Consider the following 16079-nt stretch of genomic DNA (forward strand, 5'->3'; position numbering starts at 1 on the left):
CGTCACGCCGCGGGGATCTCACAGCAGGGGCGGTGCGGCCTCCGTCCCGGCCGACTGCGCGGCGCGCTGGAGGGCACTGGCGAGCAGGGCGAGGTCGGTGGGGCCATTGCCCAGTTCGCGCAGCGGCCTGCGGGTGGGCGGATCGCCCATGCGCTGCCAGTCCAGGGCCACGACCGTCGGCCGGAGCGTCGCCGTCCGGGGGATGCGGCCGGTGACCCGGCCCGCCTGGAAGGGCGTCGTCGCGTCGTCGTCGGGCCGCATCAGGCGGCCCCGGCCCGGCGCGGCCTCGCCGCTGCCGTCCGCCGCCGTGCCGTCGGAAGAGGGGGGCGCGATCTCCAGCGTCGCGCGCAGGCCCGCGCGCTCGACCGCCGCCGTGTCCGCCGTGCGCTCCGGCCGGCCCGAGGCGGCCACCAGATGCACACCGAGCCGCTCGCCGTCGCGGGCCGCGGCCTCCAGCGCCCGGACGACCGAACCCGCCGCCGGCCGGCCCGTACTGCCCAGGGCCGGGGCGACCAGCGCGTCGAAGTCGTCGACGAGGACGACCAGGCGCGGCAGGGCCGTCTCCGCCGTGAGCGACGGGCCGTCCTTCTGCGTACGCAGCTTCAGCGTGCCGCTCGGTACCGACTCCAGGTCGCCGGACGCGTCCATCGGCCGCCGGGGGGCGATGACCTGCGCGGCGGCGACCGCGGCGTGCTGGGCGTGCCAGGCGGTGAAGTCGAGCCGGCCCAGCAGCTCGGCGCGGCGCTTGAGCTCCGAGCTGAGCGCCTGGGCGAACTCCCGCATCCGCACCGGGTCGGCGGCGGCGAGGTACGTCGAGACGTGCGGCAGGTCCGTGCACACCCGCAGCCCCTCGCCGCGCTCGGCGCCCGCGCCGTCGACCAGCACGAGCGAGAGCCGGTCGGGCCGGTCGGCGGCCGCGAGCGACGCGGCGAGCGAACGCAGCAGCTCGGTCTTGCCGCTGCCCGGCCCGCCCTCCACCAGCAGATGCGGGCCGTCCGCCGCCAGATCCACGGCGAGCGGCCCGTGCGGGCCCGCGCCGAGCACGGCGACGGCGCGCCCGCCGGGCCGCGTGCCGCGGTCCGTGGCCGCCGCCCAGCGGGCGGTGAGCGAGGCGGGGGTGGCCCGGGCCAGGCCCAGCTCATCCAGCAGGCGCGAGCTGCGCGGCAGGGCCGCCACGACCCGCGCCGCCTGCCCGCTCGCGGCGCCGGCGTCCGCCATCCGCAGCGGTGCCAGCGCCCGCGCGAACCGCTCGGCCCACGCGCCGGACACGGCGTCGACGGCCGCCACGACGGCGGCACCGGCCGGCTGCCGTGGCGCCGCGCCGTGGACCGCCGCCGCGCCGTCGGCGGGCGACAGGCCGTACGGGTCGGTGGAACCGGCGCCGGAACGATCCGCGGCGGCGGCCGGTGCGTGCCAGGTGTCCAGCGCGGTGCCGGGGGAGTGGCGGGCGGCGTCCGCGCCGGCCGCGGGCTCCGGCGTCCGGTGCAGGACCTGCACCACCGTGGCCACGTCCCCGCTCAGCAGCGCCACCGCGCCGCAGTGCGGGAACGCGGGCGACGCGGCGCGGGCCGTGGCCAGCGTGGCGGAGACCGGCGAGGCGGGGGTGGTGGCGGGGGCGTCCGCCAGGCACAGCAGGTGGATGCCCGCCGCCGCGCCGCCCGCGGCCAGCCGCGCGACCGTCTCGCGCAGATCCGGCGAGCCGGGGTCGCCGTCGACGACCAGGAGGGTGTACGGGCCGGTGTGGCGCTCGGCGGTCGCCGCGACGGACGCCGGGGGCGCCGCCGCCCAGTGCGGCCCCAGCGGGCCCTCGTCCAGGCGGCGTACGAGCTCGGCCGTACGGGCCGCGGCCTGCTCGCAGTCATAGGCGACCAGCAGTCGGCAGTCCTGTCCGCGCACCGGCCGCAGGTGCGGCAGCCAGCCCAGCCAGGACCACTCCGCGAGCCGTTCCTCCGGGGTGCGCGAGCGGTCCGCGCTGATCAGGACGATCTCCAGGGTGACGGGCGAGTGCAGCGCCGCCAGCTGGGCGAGGACCGAGCGGGCCAGCCCGGCCAGCCGCCCCCGGGGCCCGGCCAGGCCCAGCGAACCGACCTGGCGCAGCCCGACCGTCACCGGAACGGAGGACAGCGCGCTGCCGTCGGGGCCGTAGCGGTCGGCGGTGCCCAGCCGGACGGTCAGCAGGTCGGCGTGGTCCGTACCGCGCTCCCACAGCCGTGAGCCCGGGCCGAGCGCCGTCAGCAGCACGCTCGCCGGATCCGGCCAGCGCTCGCGCAGGGCGGCCGCCTCGGCGTCGGCGCGTCCGGCCGCCGCCTCGTCCTCGGGCCAGTCCCCGGCGTCGAGCGGCCGCGCCACCGCGCTCCGGCCGCCGGTCAGCCGCCGCGCCCACGCGCCTATGCCGCGGCCGCCGCGCTTGCGGGGCTCCGGCTCCGGCTCCGGTCCGGAGTCCGGGCCGAAGGCGTCGTGCTCGGCGCCCAGCCGGACCCCGCGCCCGCCGTGGGTGACGGGGGCGTCGTCGTACGAAGGGCCGTCGGCGGTGAGGAAGGCGGTCCCGACCGCGCTGCTCGCCGGGGCCGGCTCCCAGGCGCCCGCGGGGCCGCCCAGCCATGTGCCGTGCGCCGGGGGCGCCACCGGCGCGGAGGGCGGGGTGACGGCGCTCCCCACCCGCAGGTGCCCCTCGCCGTCCGGGGCGGCCGGAAGCACGCGCGGGCAGACGTCGCCCCCGGTGCCGTGCAGGCTCAGGACGGACTCGCCGACCCGCAGCAGTCCCCCCGGGGGGAAGGCGACCGGCTCGGCGCCGAGCTCCTCCCCGGCGAGGACGGTGCCGTTGGTGGAGCCCAGGTCGCGCACGGTGACGGTGCCGTCGTCGGAGAGGGTGACCGCGCAGTGCAGGCGGGAGACGTCGGGGTCGTCGAGGGGGACGTCGGCGCTCGTGGAGCGGCCGACGCGGACCTCGCCGCCGTGCAGCAGATGGACCCCGCCCGCGTCCGGCCCCGACACGACGTGCAGCCGGACCGCCTCCGGGGCGCCGGACAGCAGCACGCCGGCGTGCCGTTCGGGGTCGGCCGGGGCGCACAGCGACAGGACGGCGCCGTCGATCAGCGGTGGCTCGCCCAGGGCGCAGCGCTGGGGGTCGAGCCGCTCGGCGCCGGAGTGGACCACGACGGCACCGCTGCCGAGGTCGCAGCCGGCGGCCGCGACGGCGGTGGCGAGGCCGCTGGTCACACTGGCGAGGGCGGTCCCCGCGGGGGCGGTCACGAGCACATCGCAGGCGCGTGTGGCGTGCGTGGTGTGGCCGCTGAGCGGCCCGAGGACGGTCAGCCTGATCTGCATCGCCGTCAACGGTCCCTTCCTGCCCGTCGGGTGCGCGACAGGGGCCGGGCGGCCTTCCCCCACCGTGCACGGGCGCGTCGGCACGTACAGGTCACCACGTCGCGCGGGGCAGTCCGCTCCCTCCCCCCGCATCCGTGCTCCGAGCATCCTCGCACCTGCCACCGACGACGCGCCCGGCGAGAGCCAATTCGTGATCTTGAACGACCATCGGAGTGTGCGAAAAACACCAATGGTGAACGCGTGGTGATGCGTCCGGTCACGGGTCGGTTCACCGGGCGCCCGTTTATCCGTCCCTTACTGCCGACTGATGCCCGACCGATGTCCGACCGAGGCCCGGCGATGTTCGCGGCGGTTTTTCCGGAGACCGTTTTTCGGTCTTTCGTACGCCCTCTGACCTGCGCCTCCGATGTCCCACCGGGCGCAGTGGCGATCAGGTGTGGCAACCATCTGTCCGGAACGCTCGTCTTTACCCCGAGCCCCCCGGTTTTCGGCAAGCCGGTGGTCCGGAAGACGGCACTACAGTGGGCGCCAAGGCCGAGTACGACAGAGGCCATCGCAAGCTTGGATCACGATCAGGGAGCGCATGACGTGCGGCCGGTAGGCAGCAAGTACCTGCTCGAGGAGGTGCTCGGTCGCGGAGCGACGGGCACCGTCTGGCGAGCCCGCCAGCGCGAGGCGGCCGGTGCCGAGGCCGCCGTGGCCGGGCAGCCCGGCGAGACCGTCGCGATCAAGGTCCTCAAGGAGGAGCTGGCCAACGACGCGGACGTCGTGATGCGCTTCCTGCGGGAGCGCTCGGTCCTGCTGCGGCTCACCCACCCGAACATCGTCCGCACCCGCGACCTCGTCGTCGAGGGCGATCTGCTCGCCCTCGTCATGGACCTCGTCGACGGCCCGGACCTGCACCGCTATCTGCGCGAGAACGGCCCGTTCACGCCGGTCGCGGCCGCCCTGCTGACCGCGCAGATCGCGGACGCGCTCGCCGCCAGCCACGCCGACGGCGTCGTCCACCGCGACCTGAAGCCCGCCAACGTCCTGCTCAGGAACGACGGCCACGCGATGCACCCGATGCTCACCGACTTCGGCATCGCGCGCCTCGCGGACTCCCCGGGCCTGACCCGCACCCACGAATTCGTCGGCACGCCCGCCTACGTCGCGCCCGAGTCCGCCGAGGGCCGCCCGCAGACCTCCGCCGTCGACATCTACGGCGCCGGCATCCTGCTGTACGAGCTGGTCACCGGCCGCCCGCCGTTCGCCGGCGCCACCGCGCTCGAAGTCCTCCACCAGCACCTCAGCGCGGAGCCCCGCCGCCCCACGACGGTCCCCGAGCCCCTGTGGACGGTCATAGAGCGCTGCCTGAGCAAGCGCCCCGAGGAGCGGCCCGCCGCCGAGAACCTCGCCCGCGCGCTGCGCGTCGTCGCCGCGGGCGTCGGCGTGCACGCCTCCCCGGCACAGGCGGAGGCCGCCCTCGGCGTCGCCGCGCTCCTCGCGCCCGACCCGGACCCCGCGCGGGTGCCGGGCACGGGCCAGGGTGCCGCCGGCTCCGGCGACGCGGAGCCCACGCAGGTGCTGCCGTCGACCGCGGGCTCGTACGACCCGAACGCCGCGACGAGCTTCCTGCCGACCACGGGCGCCGCCGACGCCACGCGGGCCATGCCCACCGGCTCCGGCCCCGCGGGCGGACCCGACCCGACCCGCGCCATGCCGCCGGTACCGCCGCTGCCCCCGGAGGGCGGCGGAGAGCACCCGTGGCAGACCCAGATGCGCGCGGCCCGCGACCGCAACGACCAGACGCAGGTGCAGTACCTCGACCCGAGCGAGGATCCGCTGCGCCGCCGCCCCCAGCGGCGCGCGCCGCAGCCCCCGCCGCCCCAGCAGCAGCCGCCGCAGCGGCCGTACGGGCAGCAGCCGCCGCAGCCGCAGCGGTACGCGCCCCAGCCCCAGCCGCAGCCGTACGCCCCTCAGCACCAGCCCCAGCCGTACGCGCCGGAGCGGCGCGGACGCCGGCAGCCCGAGGCGCCGCAGCCTCCGCGCTACCAGGAGCCCCAGCCGCAGCGGTACGCCCCCGAGCCCCCGGCGCCGCGCCGCGAGCCGAGACCGCCCCGGCAGCGCAGCGCCAACCCGATGCGGATCCCCGGTCTGGGCTGCCTCAAGGGCTGCCTGTTCATGATCCTCGTGCTGGTCATCGGGTCCTGGCTGGTGTGGGAGTTCACGCCGCTGAAGGACTGGGTCGCCGACGGCAAGAGCTTCTGGGACGCCGCGTGGGGCTGGTTCACCGATGTGAAGGACTGGATCTCCGACCTGGGCGCGTCGAACAACCCGTAGGCCCGCGTCGGCCTTGTGGATTTGTCGACACCTGATGGGTGTTTTCCGCCGCAGAAGTGGCGGTTGGCCCGGGATCGGCGTCCCCAAGGCCGTCGCGGCCGCGTAGCTTGGTCGCCAGCTCCCCCCTGTCGGATGTCAGGACTCGGAAAGGAACCGGACAGCCTTGGCACGGAAGATCGGCAGCCGGTACACCGCCCACCAGGTCCTGGGCCGTGGCAGCGCGGGCACGGTGTGGCTCGGCGAGGGGCCGGAGGGCCCCGTCGCCATCAAGCTCCTGCGCGAGGACCTCGCCTCGGACCAGGAGCTCGTCGGCCGGTTCGTGCAGGAGCGCGCGGCCCTCCTCGGCCTGGACCACCCGAACGTGGTGGGCGTCCGCGACCTCGTCGTCGACGGCGCGGACCTCGCCCTGGTCATGGACCTCATCCGGGGCACGGACCTGCGCACCCGCCTCGACCGCGAGCGGCGCCTCGCGCCGGAGGCCGCGGTCGCCATCGTCGCGGACGTCGCGGACGGCCTCGCGGCCGCGCACGCCGCCGGTGTCGTGCACCGCGACGTCAAGCCGGAGAACGTCCTCCTCGACATGCAGGGCCCGCTCGGCCCCGGCGGCGCGCACCCCGCGCTGCTCACCGACTTCGGCATCGCCCGCCTCGTCGACGCGCCGCGCCCCGAGACCGCGCCGCGCGCCGCCGGGCCGGGCCGCGCCCCGAGCCCGCGCAGCGTCATCGGCACCCCCGACTACCTCGCTCCCGAGATCATCGAGGGCCTGCCGCCGCGCGCCTCCGTCGACGTCTACGCCCTGGCGACCGTCCTGTACGAGCTGCTGGCCGGCTTCACGCCGTTCGGCGGCGGCCACCCCGGGGCGGTCCTGCGGCGGCACGTCACGGAGACCGTGGCACCGCTGCCGGGCATCCCCGACGAGCTGTGGCAGCTGATCGTCCAGTGCCTCGCGAAGGGTCCCGCGTCCCGGCTGCGCGCCTCGGAGCTGGCTGCGCGCCTGCGCGAGCTGCTGCCCGGGCTGGCCGGCATCCCGCCGCTCGACATCGACGAACCGGAGGACGAGCCCGAGCCGGCGGAGGGCGAGCACGAGGGGCCGTACGAGCCCCGCGCCGCTTCCGCGCCTCCGCGGCGTCGGGGCGCGGTCCCGCTCGTACCGGGCGGCATCGCCGACTCCAGCCGCGACACGCACACCAGCATGCGGGTGCCGACCCCCGCGGAGCTCGCCGGCGGCGCCCACGGCACCGCCCGCGCTCCCCGCGCGGCCGGCCAGCGCCGCGCGGGCTCCGCCCGCCACCGCTCCCCGGCGGAGACGCGCCGCCGCCGCATCAAGCTCGGCGCGGCAGCGGTGGCCCTGGCCGCCGCGGCCGGCGTAGGCGGCTGGCTCGCAACGTCCTCCCACGACTCCGCCCCACCGTCCGACATGAAACCGCGTGTCCACACGACGGACCCGACTCCGATCCCGTAGCCACGGCCGGCCGGGCCGCTGAGTGGCGGCTTGGCCGCCGCAGCGGCGGGGAGGGGCGCGCTGCCCGGCGTGGCCGAGGCAGCTCTGCCGAGCCGGCAGCAAGTTCCCGCCCGCGACGGCGATCAGCCCCCGTGTCGGAGCCCGGCGGTGCCGAGCCGCGCGCCGCGGGCACCCGTGCGACGGCCCGGTCCCGTAACCCCGGACCGTCCGGTTCGGCACCGCCGGGCCACTGCGTGGTGGCTGGCCGCCGCTGCGGCGGTGAAGGGGTGCTCGGCGTGGCCAGGGCAGGTCTGCCGAGCCGGCAGAAGAGTTCCCGCCGCGACGGCGAGCAACCCCCGCGCCGGGCACCGGCGGTGCCGAGCCCCGGACGCCGGAGGCGCCGTTCCTGCCCGGAAAAGAGACCCGGGCCGCCCTCTATGGCCCGGAAACCCGCTTTGGGGAACCCGTTCGGGACTGGTAGCCCGGCGCAGCCGTTAGGCTGGGTGCGTGGCAGTCGTTGATGTATCCGAAGAGCTGAAGTCCCTCTCCTCGACCATGGGGTCGATCGAGGCCGTCCTGGACCTCGACAAGATGAGGGCTGACATTGCCGTGCTCGAGGAGCAGGCGGCAGCCCCCTCCCTGTGGGACGACCCGGACGCGGCGCAGAAGATCACCAGTCAGCTGTCCCACCTCCAGGCCGAGCTCCGCAAGACCGAAGCGCTGCGCGGCCGAATCGACGACCTCGCCGTGCTCTTCGAGCTCGCCGAGGCCGAGGACGACGCGGACACCCTCACCGAGGCCGAGGCCGAGCTGATCTCCGTCCGCAAGGCGCTGGACGAGATGGAGGTCCGCACCCTCCTCTCCGGCGAGTACGACTCCCGCGAAGCCCTGGTCAACATCCGCGCCGAGGCCGGCGGCGTCGACGCCTCCGACTTCGCCGAGCGCCTCCAGCGCATGTACCTCCGCTGGGCCGAGCGCCACGGCTACAAGACCGAGATCTACGAGACCTCGTACGCCGAAGAGGCCGGCATCAAGTCGACCACCTTCGCCGTCCAGGTCCCGTACGCCTACGGCACCCTCTCCGTCGAGCAGGGCACGCACCGTCTGGTGCGCATCTCCCCCTTCGACAACCAGGGCCGCCGCCAGACCTCCTTCGCGGGCGTCGAGGTGCTGCCGGTCGTCGAGACGACCGACCACGTCGAGATCGACGAGTCCGAGCTGCGCGTCGACGTGTACCGCTCCTCCGGCCCCGGCGGCCAGGGCGTCAACACCACCGACTCCGCGGTGCGACTGACGCACATCCCGACCGGCATCGTCGTCTCCTGCCAGAACGAGCGCTCGCAGATCCAGAACAAGGCGACCGCGATGAACGTCCTCCAGGCCAAGCTCCTCGAGCGCCGCCGTCAGGAGGAGCAGGCGAAGATGGACGCGCTCAAGGGCGACAGCGGCGGCTCCTGGGGCAACCAGATGCGTTCGTACGTCCTGCACCCGTACCAGATGGTCAAGGACCTGCGTACCGAGTTCGAGGTCGGTAACCCCACCTCCGTGCTCGACGGCGACATCGACGGCTTCCTCGAAGCCGGAATCCGCTGGCGCAAGCAGCAGGAGAAGTAGCCTCAACTCCCCTTATAGCTGGACAGTTCCGCCGATAACTGCCTTGACGCTGCATCAAAAAGTGGAAAGGCTGCGTGCGGCATGCGTATCACTGGGGCGCGTGTGGCGGGGGGCGGACGGCCCGGCCGATGCGGCCGGTTCAGCCAGTTCTTGTAGCCCCCGGAGCGCCACCGCCCCGTGCATAGCTGCTCCAATGACGAGATCAGCTACTGGGGGTAGCAGGCATATGACGAAGAAGACGCGGCTGCGCGTAGCGCGCATAGCCGCCGGAGCGGTCGTCGCCGCGGGCGCTTCACTGACCGCGGCCGGCGCGGCCTCGGCCGCCGGCGTCCACGTCGCCGGGGTCGGCGCGAAGCCGGTCCACGGCGCGGTGCACGTCGCCGCCGACGAGGGCGACCCGGACCACATCCCGCAGCCGCCCACCGGCGGCGGCACGGGCTCGGGCGGCAACGACACCACGGGCGGAGTCACCGGCGGTATCACCGGCGGAATCACGGGCGGCATCACCGGTGGAGTCACCGGCGAGACTACCGGTGGTCCGTCCAGCGGTGGCAGCACGACCGGCGAGACCACCACCGGGGGCCCGTCCAGCGGCGGTACCACGACCGGTGAGACCACGACCGGCGGTCCGTCCAGCGGCGGCAGCACCACCGGCGATCCCACGACCGGTGGCCCGACCACCGGCGGCACCACCGGCGAGCCGACCACCGGCGGTACGACCGGCGGAGAGCCCACGACCGGCGGCAGCAGCACCACCACCGGCGGCAGCACGTCCGGCAGCACCACCGGCGAGCCCACCACCGGTGGCAGCACGACCGGCGGCAGCAGCACCTCGGGTGGCAGCACCTCCGGTGGTAGCACCTCGGGCGGCAGCACGACCGGCGGCGGTTCCTCCTCCACGGGCGGCGGCTCCACCAGCGGCGGTTCCTCCTCCACGGGCGGCGGCTCCACCAGCGGCGGCTCCGCCTCCACCGGCGGATCCAGCACCTCCGGCGGCAGCGGTTCCACCGGCTCCACCGGCGGCAACACCACCGGCGGCGACCACGACGGAGCCACCGGCGGCGGCTCGACCGGCTCCACCGGCGGCAACGCCACCGGCGGCAGCACCGGCGGTGGCGACGAGGGCCGTACCTGCCCCGTCGACACCAACAGCAACTGCGGCTCCAACACGGACACCGACAGCGCGGGCGCCAAGCCCGTCGAGCAGGCCAAGCCCAAGGAGCAGCTCGCCGAGACCGGCGCCGGTCAGACGGGCTTCCTGCTCGTCGGCGCCGCGACGATGATCGCGGGCGGCGTCGGCTTCCGGCTGCTGCCGCGGCTGATGACCCGCGGCGCCACCGCGGCCTGACGCACCCGGCACATCACGGCATGACAAGGGCCCGGAACGCTCCAGCGCTCCGGGCCCTTGGTCGTACCAGAAACCTGTGAACCCGCTCGAAACCCGCTCGAAAACCGGCTGAATCCTCGAAAGTCACACATGCCTGGGGAAAGTCAATACGTTCGCGTCACCGGGCGACTACGCGGCGAAATTGTGCGCCATCAAGGCCACCGCTATCAGCGCCACCAGCAGCGCGAGCAGCGTGGCCGGGGTCAGCCCGGCGAAGTGGCCTTCCTGGTGCTCGAGGCGCTCCCTGCTGGCCCGGCATACGGGACAGCGGCCCTCATTGACGGGGGCCGCGCAGTTGGCGCACACCAGTCGGTCGCATGTCATGCGATCTCCTCCTCCGGTACGTCCAACGCGTGAGAGAGCCGAGCGGTTCCCCTTACCACTGTGCCAGCTTCCGCGCCGTTCGGCGCGGCCGGTCGGTGGAGGCGTCGGACACGCACCCCGGGGCACGGCCCCATTGTCCTGGATTTGTCCCCGATGACGGTGATGACAAACGCGCCAGGACCGGATGCCGACTGCGCGTACACGGGTCGTTCGCGTATGGTCACGGACACCGACGGGAGCCGTGCCCTGCGCGGCGCCCCGTGCCCCTATCCAGGTCGACGCGTGGTGCACTCGTGATCCGATTCGACAACGTCTCCAAGTCCTACCCGAAGCAGAACCGTCCGGCGCTCCGCGACGTCTCGCTCGAGATCGAGAAAGGCGAGTTCGTCTTCCTGGTCGGTTCCTCGGGTTCCGGCAAGTCCACCTTCCTGAGACTGCTGCTGCGCGAGGAGCGGGCCAGTACGGGCCAGGTCCACGTGCTCGGCAAGGACCTCGCCCGGCTCTCCAACTGGAAGGTGCCGCAGATGCGCCGCCAGCTGGGCACCGTCTTCCAGGACTTCCGCCTGCTGCCCAACAAGACCGTCAGCGAGAACGTCGCCTTCGCGCTGGAGGTCATCGGCAAGCCGCGCGGTGAGATCCGCAAGGCCGTCCCGCAGGTCCTGGAGCTGGTCGGCCTCGGCGGCAAGGAGAGCCGGATGCCCGGCGAGCTCTCCGGCGGCGAGCAGCAGCGCGTGGCCATCGCCCGCGCGTTCGTCAACCGCCCGATGCTGCTGATCGCCGACGAGCCGACCGGCAACCTCGACCCGCAGACCTCCGTCGGCATCATGAAGCTGCTGGACCGGATCAACAGGACCGGGACCACCGTCATCATGGCGACGCACGACCAGCAGATCGTGGACCAGATGCGCAAGCGCGTCATCGAATTGGAAAAGGGCCGTCTCGTACGCGACCAGTCGCGCGGCGTCTACGGCTACCAGCACTGAAAGGACGCCATGCGCGCCCAGTTCGTCCTGTCGGAGATCGGCGTCGGTCTCCGCCGTAATCTCACGATGACCTTCGCGGTGATCGTCTCCGTGGCTCTGTCACTCGCGCTCTTCGGCGGGTCACTGCTCATGCGCGAGCAGGTCAGCACGATGAAGGGCTACTGGTACGACAAGGTCAACGTCTCGATCTACCTCTGCAGCAAGACCGATGTGGAGTCCTTCCCCTCCTGCGCCAAGGGGGCGGCGACGGAGGACCAGAAGAAGCAGATCCGCACCGATCTGGAGAAGATGGACAACCTCGTCCAGAGCGTCCAGTTCGAGACGTCCGACGAGGCGTACAAGCACTACCAGGAGCAGTTCGGCAAGACCTCGCCGATCGCGGGCTCCGTGACGCCGGACCAGATGCCGGAGTCCTTCCGGGTCAAGCTGAAGGACCCCACCAAGTTCGAGGTCATCTCCAGCGCCTTCTCCAACCGGCCCGGCGTGCAGATGGTGCAGGACCAGAAGGACGTCCTGTCCGACCTCTTCAACCTCCTCAACGGCATGAACATCGCGTCGCTCGGCGTGATGGCCCTGATGCTCGTCGTCGCGCTGATGCTCATCGTGAACACGGTGCGCGTGTCCGCGTTCAGCCGCCGCCGCGAGACCGGCATCATGCGGCTGGTCGGCGCGTCCAGCTTCTACATCCAGATCCCGTTCATCATGGAGGCCGCGTTCGCCGGTCTGCTCGGCGCGGGATTCGCGTGCGTACTGCTGGTCTGCGGCCAGTACTTCCTTGTGAACAACTGGCTGGTGAACCACATCGACGTCATCCAGTTCATCGGCTGGGACGCGGTGCTGGCCAAGCTGCCGCTGGTGCTCGCCATCGGTCTGCTGATGCCCGCCCTGGCGGCTTTCGCGGCGCTGCGGAAGTACCTCAAGGTGTGACACATGCCAAGGGCGCCGTGCGGTCAACTCCCCGTACGGCGCCTTCTTGTGTCTTAGACTCACGCGCATGCCCGGCCCGTCGATGTTCCTGCCGCAGCCCCGCGCCCGGCGCGGTGCCGCCCTGACATTGGTCTTCGTGGGCGTGCTGGCGACGGGCGCCGTGGCGGGCGCCTGGGGCGCGGACGCGCGGGACGGCCGGAAGCCGTCGGACGCCCGCGGCTCCTCCCGCACGGCCGCCAGACCCGCGGCCTCGGACATCGGGGCGGGCGGCCCGAGCCCGCTGGACCACCGCGCCGTCGAGGCCGCCGCCGAGCGGGCCGAGCAGGACGGCAGATCCGGCTCGGAGGCCGCCGCCGAGGCGATCACCCGCAGCGGCGACCGCTGGAGCGCCGTCTACAGCGCCCGGGAGTACGAGGGCTTCGCGCGGGCCCTCGACGGCGCGTACGTCGGCGTCGGGCTCTCCGCCCGGCGCGGCGGCCAGGGCCGTACCGAGGTCGACAGCGTCCGCCCCGGCAGCCCCGCCGAGCGGGCCGGCATCCGGCCCGGCGACCGGCTCCGCGCGATCGACGGCGTCGCGGTGGACGGCAGGCCCGTCACCGAGGTCGTCGCCCGCCTGCGCGGCGACGCCGCGACGGGCGTCCCCCTGGAAGCGGCCGGCGCCGCGGCGCCCGGCTCGCCCGTACGGATCGGCCTCCAGCGCGGCGGGCGGTCCTGGGACCGGACGCTGCTGCGGGAGCGGCTGATCACCGAGAGCGTCGCCGTGGAGCGGCTGCGGGGCCCCGGCGGGCCGGCGGCCACCCGGATCAAGGTCGACTCCTTCACCAAGGGCACCGGCGAGCAGGTCCGCCGGGCCGCCCGTTCGGCCGCGCCGGGCGAGGGCATCCTGCTGGACCTGCGCGGCAACAGCGGCGGCCTGGTCGCCGAGGCTGTCACCGCCGCCTCCGCCTTCCTCGACGGCGGCCTCGTCGCCACCTATGACGTCCACGGCAGCCAGCGGGTTCTGGAGGCGGGCTCCGGCGGCGCCACCCGGCCGCCGCTCGTCGTCCTCGTCGACGGCGGCACGATGAGCGCCGCCGAGCTGCTGGCCGGTGCCCTCCAGGACCGCGGCCGGGCCGTCGTCGTCGGCACCCCCACCTTCGGCAAGGGCTCCGTGCAGATGCCGACCCGGCTCGCCGACGGCTCCGTCGCCGAGCTGACCGTGGGCCACTACCGCACCCCGGCCGGGCGCGCGGTCGACGGCCGCGGCATCGTCCCCGATCTCGTCGTGCACGGCGACGCCGAGCGGCGGGCCCGCACAGTATTGAGTGGCCTCGGGGGTGGGTCGTAGTGCGAGAATGGCCGCGCTATGGCTAAAGAGAAGACGGGTCGCAAGCTGGTCGCGCAGAACAAGAAGGCGCGCCACGATTACCACATTCTGGACACCTACGAGTGCGGCATGGTGCTGACCGGCACCGAGGTCAAGTCGCTGCGCCAGGGCCGCTCGTCGCTGGTGGACGGCTTCGTGCAGATCGACGGCGGGGAGGCGTGGCTGCACAACGCCCACATCCCCGAGTACACCCAGGGCACGTGGACCAACCACAGCGCGCGCCGCAAGCGCAAGCTGCTGATGCACCGCGCCGAGATCGACAAGCTCGAATCCAAGTCGCAGGAGACGGGCCACACGATCGTGCCGCTGGCCATCTACTTCAAGGAGGGCCGCGCCAAGGTCGAGATCGCCCTCGCCAAGGGCAAGAAGGAGTACGACAAGCGGCAGACGCTCCGCGAGAAGCAGGACACGCGCGAGTCGAACCGCGCGATCGCGGCGGCGCGCAGGCGCCAGCGGGCGAAGGTGTGACCCCTCCCGGGGCCTCCCGGGATATTCGCTGGCACCGTCCCGCGTCGGTCACGTACGATGGGCAGTGCACACCCGGGGTGGTGCCCGGTGCGCACTTTGAAAAATCAACATGGGGATGATCGGTTTCGACAGCGGATGTCGAAGCAGGGGAAGCGTGTCGAGGAAGCGGCAATGATCTCGTAAACCATATGTCGCAACCAATAATCGCCAACACCAAGCGCGATTCCTTCGCCCTCGCTGCCTAAGTAGCGACTTGCGAAGTGTCAGCCCGGGGCTGTTCCCGACCCGGATCCTGGCATCAGCTAGGGGACTAAACCACTAGGTCCGGTCACGGGACCTGGTGGGAAACCAAACAGTGACTGAGCCCGTCGGAGACTTGTTCGCGTGATCTCCGGGGCCGAGAAAATCGCAGCGAACTGCACACGGAGAAGCCCTGATTCTGCACCGTTGGACGCGGGTTCGATTCCCGCCATCTCCACGGGCGGACGGGCGGACTCTGCTCACAAAGAGCGCGAGCAGAGTCCGTCCGTCCCACTTCTGGGGGCATGACCCCCAGACCCCCTTCATCCCATGTGAGGCAGAGGCCCCACCGCCACTCGGCGGTGGGGCCTTTGTCGTACGCCGTCCCGCATCTCGCCCCGCGAACGGGGCATGCCGCACCCGCGGGCGCAACCGATGGGCCAAAGCGGCCCTCTTCCTCCGTGACGGCTCCGCGACGAGGGGGTGGTGGCCCGGTGAACTGGACACGGATGGTGGCGGCCGTACTGGGAACGGGCGCGCTGTGGCTTGCGGGCGGCGTCGCCCCGGCGGCGGCCGACGACGGGCCGGGCGAGGTGCACCTGCTGCTCAACGGCGCCTTCGACAACCGGCCCGGCGAACTGATCGACATCGACGTCCAGGGCGTGCGCGCCCCCGGCCCCGTCACCGTCTCCTCGCCCGTCTTCCCCCGGCCCGTCCGGCTGACCCCCTACGAGCGCCACGCGCCGGACACCGAGCGCGGCCACCACGCGCGGCCGGCCGTCGCGATGACCGTCGAACCCGGCACGTACCCCGTCACCGTGGAGGCCGGCGGGCGCGTCGTCGCCGAGGACCGCGTGGAGGTCCGGCCGCCGGAGCGGCCCCGCTTCTCGGTGACCTCGCCGGGCGAGGTGCTGCGGCCCGGGGAGCGGCTGTGGATGTCGTACGACGATCTGTACCCCGGCGAGAACGGAACGGCCTTCTCCGCCCGCTCCGCGGCCTTCCGCGGGCCCGTGCGGCTGGCCCACGACCCCCAGGGCGCGGACTGGAACAACCCCCGGCTGTTCGCCGGCGCGGTCCGGCTGCCGCCGACGATCGAGGACGGCACGTACAAGGTCGCGCTCACCGGGCCGGACGGCCGCACGATCGAGGAGAAACCGCTGGTCGTCCGCGCCGCCCGGCCCGGCGACCGGGACTACCTGGGCCGGGCGCGCGGCCCCGCCTTCTTCGCCACCTCGGCCGGCTCCGGGCCCGACACCGCCCGCACCCACGGCCACGAGGTGCCGGCCGGCGGCAGCGTCAACGTCCTGTGGCACGACGAGGCCCCCGACCCGGGCGAGGAGGAACGCCTGACCGCCACCTCCCCGGCCTTCCAGTACCCGGCGGAACTGCGCCGCGACGACACCAAGGCCGCCGACGGCGCCGCCCCGCGCTTCTACGGTCCCGCCCGCGTCCGGGCCGGCCTGGAGGCGGGCCGGTATCCCGTCACCGTCGTCAGCCACCACGGCCGCGTACGGAAGACCGGCCACCTGGTGGTCAAGGCGGCGCCCGGCGAGCCGGAGGCCGGGCACTCCACCGCGCTGCTCGCGGCGGCGGGCTCGGGCGCGGGGGCGCTGGCGCTGGCCGTGACGGGAGGGGTGGCCCTCAGGCGCCGGGCGACACGGGCACGGGCACGGGGGTGAC

At 73.8% G+C, this 16079-nt stretch carries 11 protein-coding genes and 1 other RNA gene; 10 read left to right on the top strand and 2 right to left on the bottom strand.

Going from position 1 to position 16079, the window contains the following annotated elements:
• Positions 1-18: 18 nt before the first annotated feature.
• Positions 19-3327, bottom strand: a complete 3309-nt coding sequence (locus tag ACZ303_RS03680; RefSeq protein ID WP_467334674.1) for an FtsK/SpoIIIE domain-containing protein — start codon at positions 3325-3327, stop codon at positions 19-21.
• Positions 3328-3915: 588 nt separating this feature from the next.
• Between ACZ303_RS03680 and ACZ303_RS03685 the strand changes: the two genes are divergently transcribed.
• From ACZ303_RS03685 to ACZ303_RS03700, 4 genes are all read left to right on the top strand, one after another.
• Entirely contained in the window at positions 3916-5649 is a 1734-nt protein-coding gene (locus tag ACZ303_RS03685; protein ID WP_467334676.1) for a serine/threonine-protein kinase, read from the top strand.
• Between the two features lie 163 nt (positions 5650-5812).
• Positions 5813-7111 carry a serine/threonine-protein kinase gene (locus ACZ303_RS03690; RefSeq protein WP_467334678.1) on the top strand — a complete coding sequence of 433 codons (1299 nt, stop codon included), beginning with the start codon at positions 5813-5815 and terminating at the stop codon, positions 7109-7111.
• A 486-nt stretch (positions 7112-7597) separates the two neighbouring features.
• The gene (prfB, locus tag ACZ303_RS03695; RefSeq protein ID WP_467334680.1) at positions 7598-8704 is read left to right on the top strand and encodes a peptide chain release factor 2; all 1107 of its coding nucleotides are present in this window, start codon (positions 7598-7600) and stop codon (positions 8702-8704) included.
• 226 nt (positions 8705-8930) lie between these two features.
• Positions 8931-10052: a hypothetical protein gene (locus ACZ303_RS03700; protein ID WP_467334681.1), complete on the top strand. Its 1122-nt coding sequence runs from the start codon at positions 8931-8933 to the stop codon at positions 10050-10052.
• A 168-nt stretch (positions 10053-10220) separates the two neighbouring features.
• Here the strand turns inward: ACZ303_RS03700 and ACZ303_RS03705 are convergent, their stop codons facing one another.
• Positions 10221-10415: a hypothetical protein gene (locus ACZ303_RS03705; protein ID WP_467334683.1), complete on the bottom strand. Its 195-nt coding sequence runs from the start codon at positions 10413-10415 to the stop codon at positions 10221-10223.
• Positions 10416-10708: 293 nt separating this feature from the next.
• Between ACZ303_RS03705 and ftsE the strand changes: the two genes are divergently transcribed.
• The 6 genes from ftsE to ACZ303_RS03735 all read left to right on the top strand — a co-directional run bounded on the left by ftsE (position 10709) and on the right by ACZ303_RS03735 (position 16078).
• Positions 10709-11398, top strand: coding sequence for a cell division ATP-binding protein FtsE (gene ftsE, locus ACZ303_RS03710; protein ID WP_467334685.1), 690 nt, complete (start codon positions 10709-10711; stop codon positions 11396-11398).
• 9 nt (positions 11399-11407) lie between these two features.
• On the top strand, positions 11408-12325 hold the full coding sequence (gene ftsX / locus ACZ303_RS03715) for a permease-like cell division protein FtsX (protein ID WP_467334687.1): 918 nt from the start codon (positions 11408-11410) through the stop codon (positions 12323-12325).
• A gap of 67 nt (positions 12326-12392) precedes the next feature.
• Entirely contained in the window at positions 12393-13652 is a 1260-nt protein-coding gene (locus tag ACZ303_RS03720) for a S41 family peptidase (RefSeq protein WP_467334689.1), read from the top strand.
• 18 nt (positions 13653-13670) lie between these two features.
• Positions 13671-14159, top strand: a complete 489-nt coding sequence (smpB, locus tag ACZ303_RS03725) for an SsrA-binding protein SmpB (protein ID WP_467334691.1) — start codon at positions 13671-13673, stop codon at positions 14157-14159.
• 111 nt (positions 14160-14270) lie between these two features.
• Positions 14271-14640, top strand: a transfer-messenger RNA (tmRNA) gene (ssrA, locus tag ACZ303_RS03730).
• 253 nt (positions 14641-14893) lie between these two features.
• Positions 14894-16078 carry a peptidase associated/transthyretin-like domain-containing protein gene (locus ACZ303_RS03735; protein WP_467334693.1) on the top strand — a complete coding sequence of 395 codons (1185 nt, stop codon included), beginning with the start codon at positions 14894-14896 and terminating at the stop codon, positions 16076-16078.
• Position 16079: the final 1 nt, after the last annotated feature.

Source organism: Streptomyces sp. NPDC023527, from assembly GCF_055560115.1.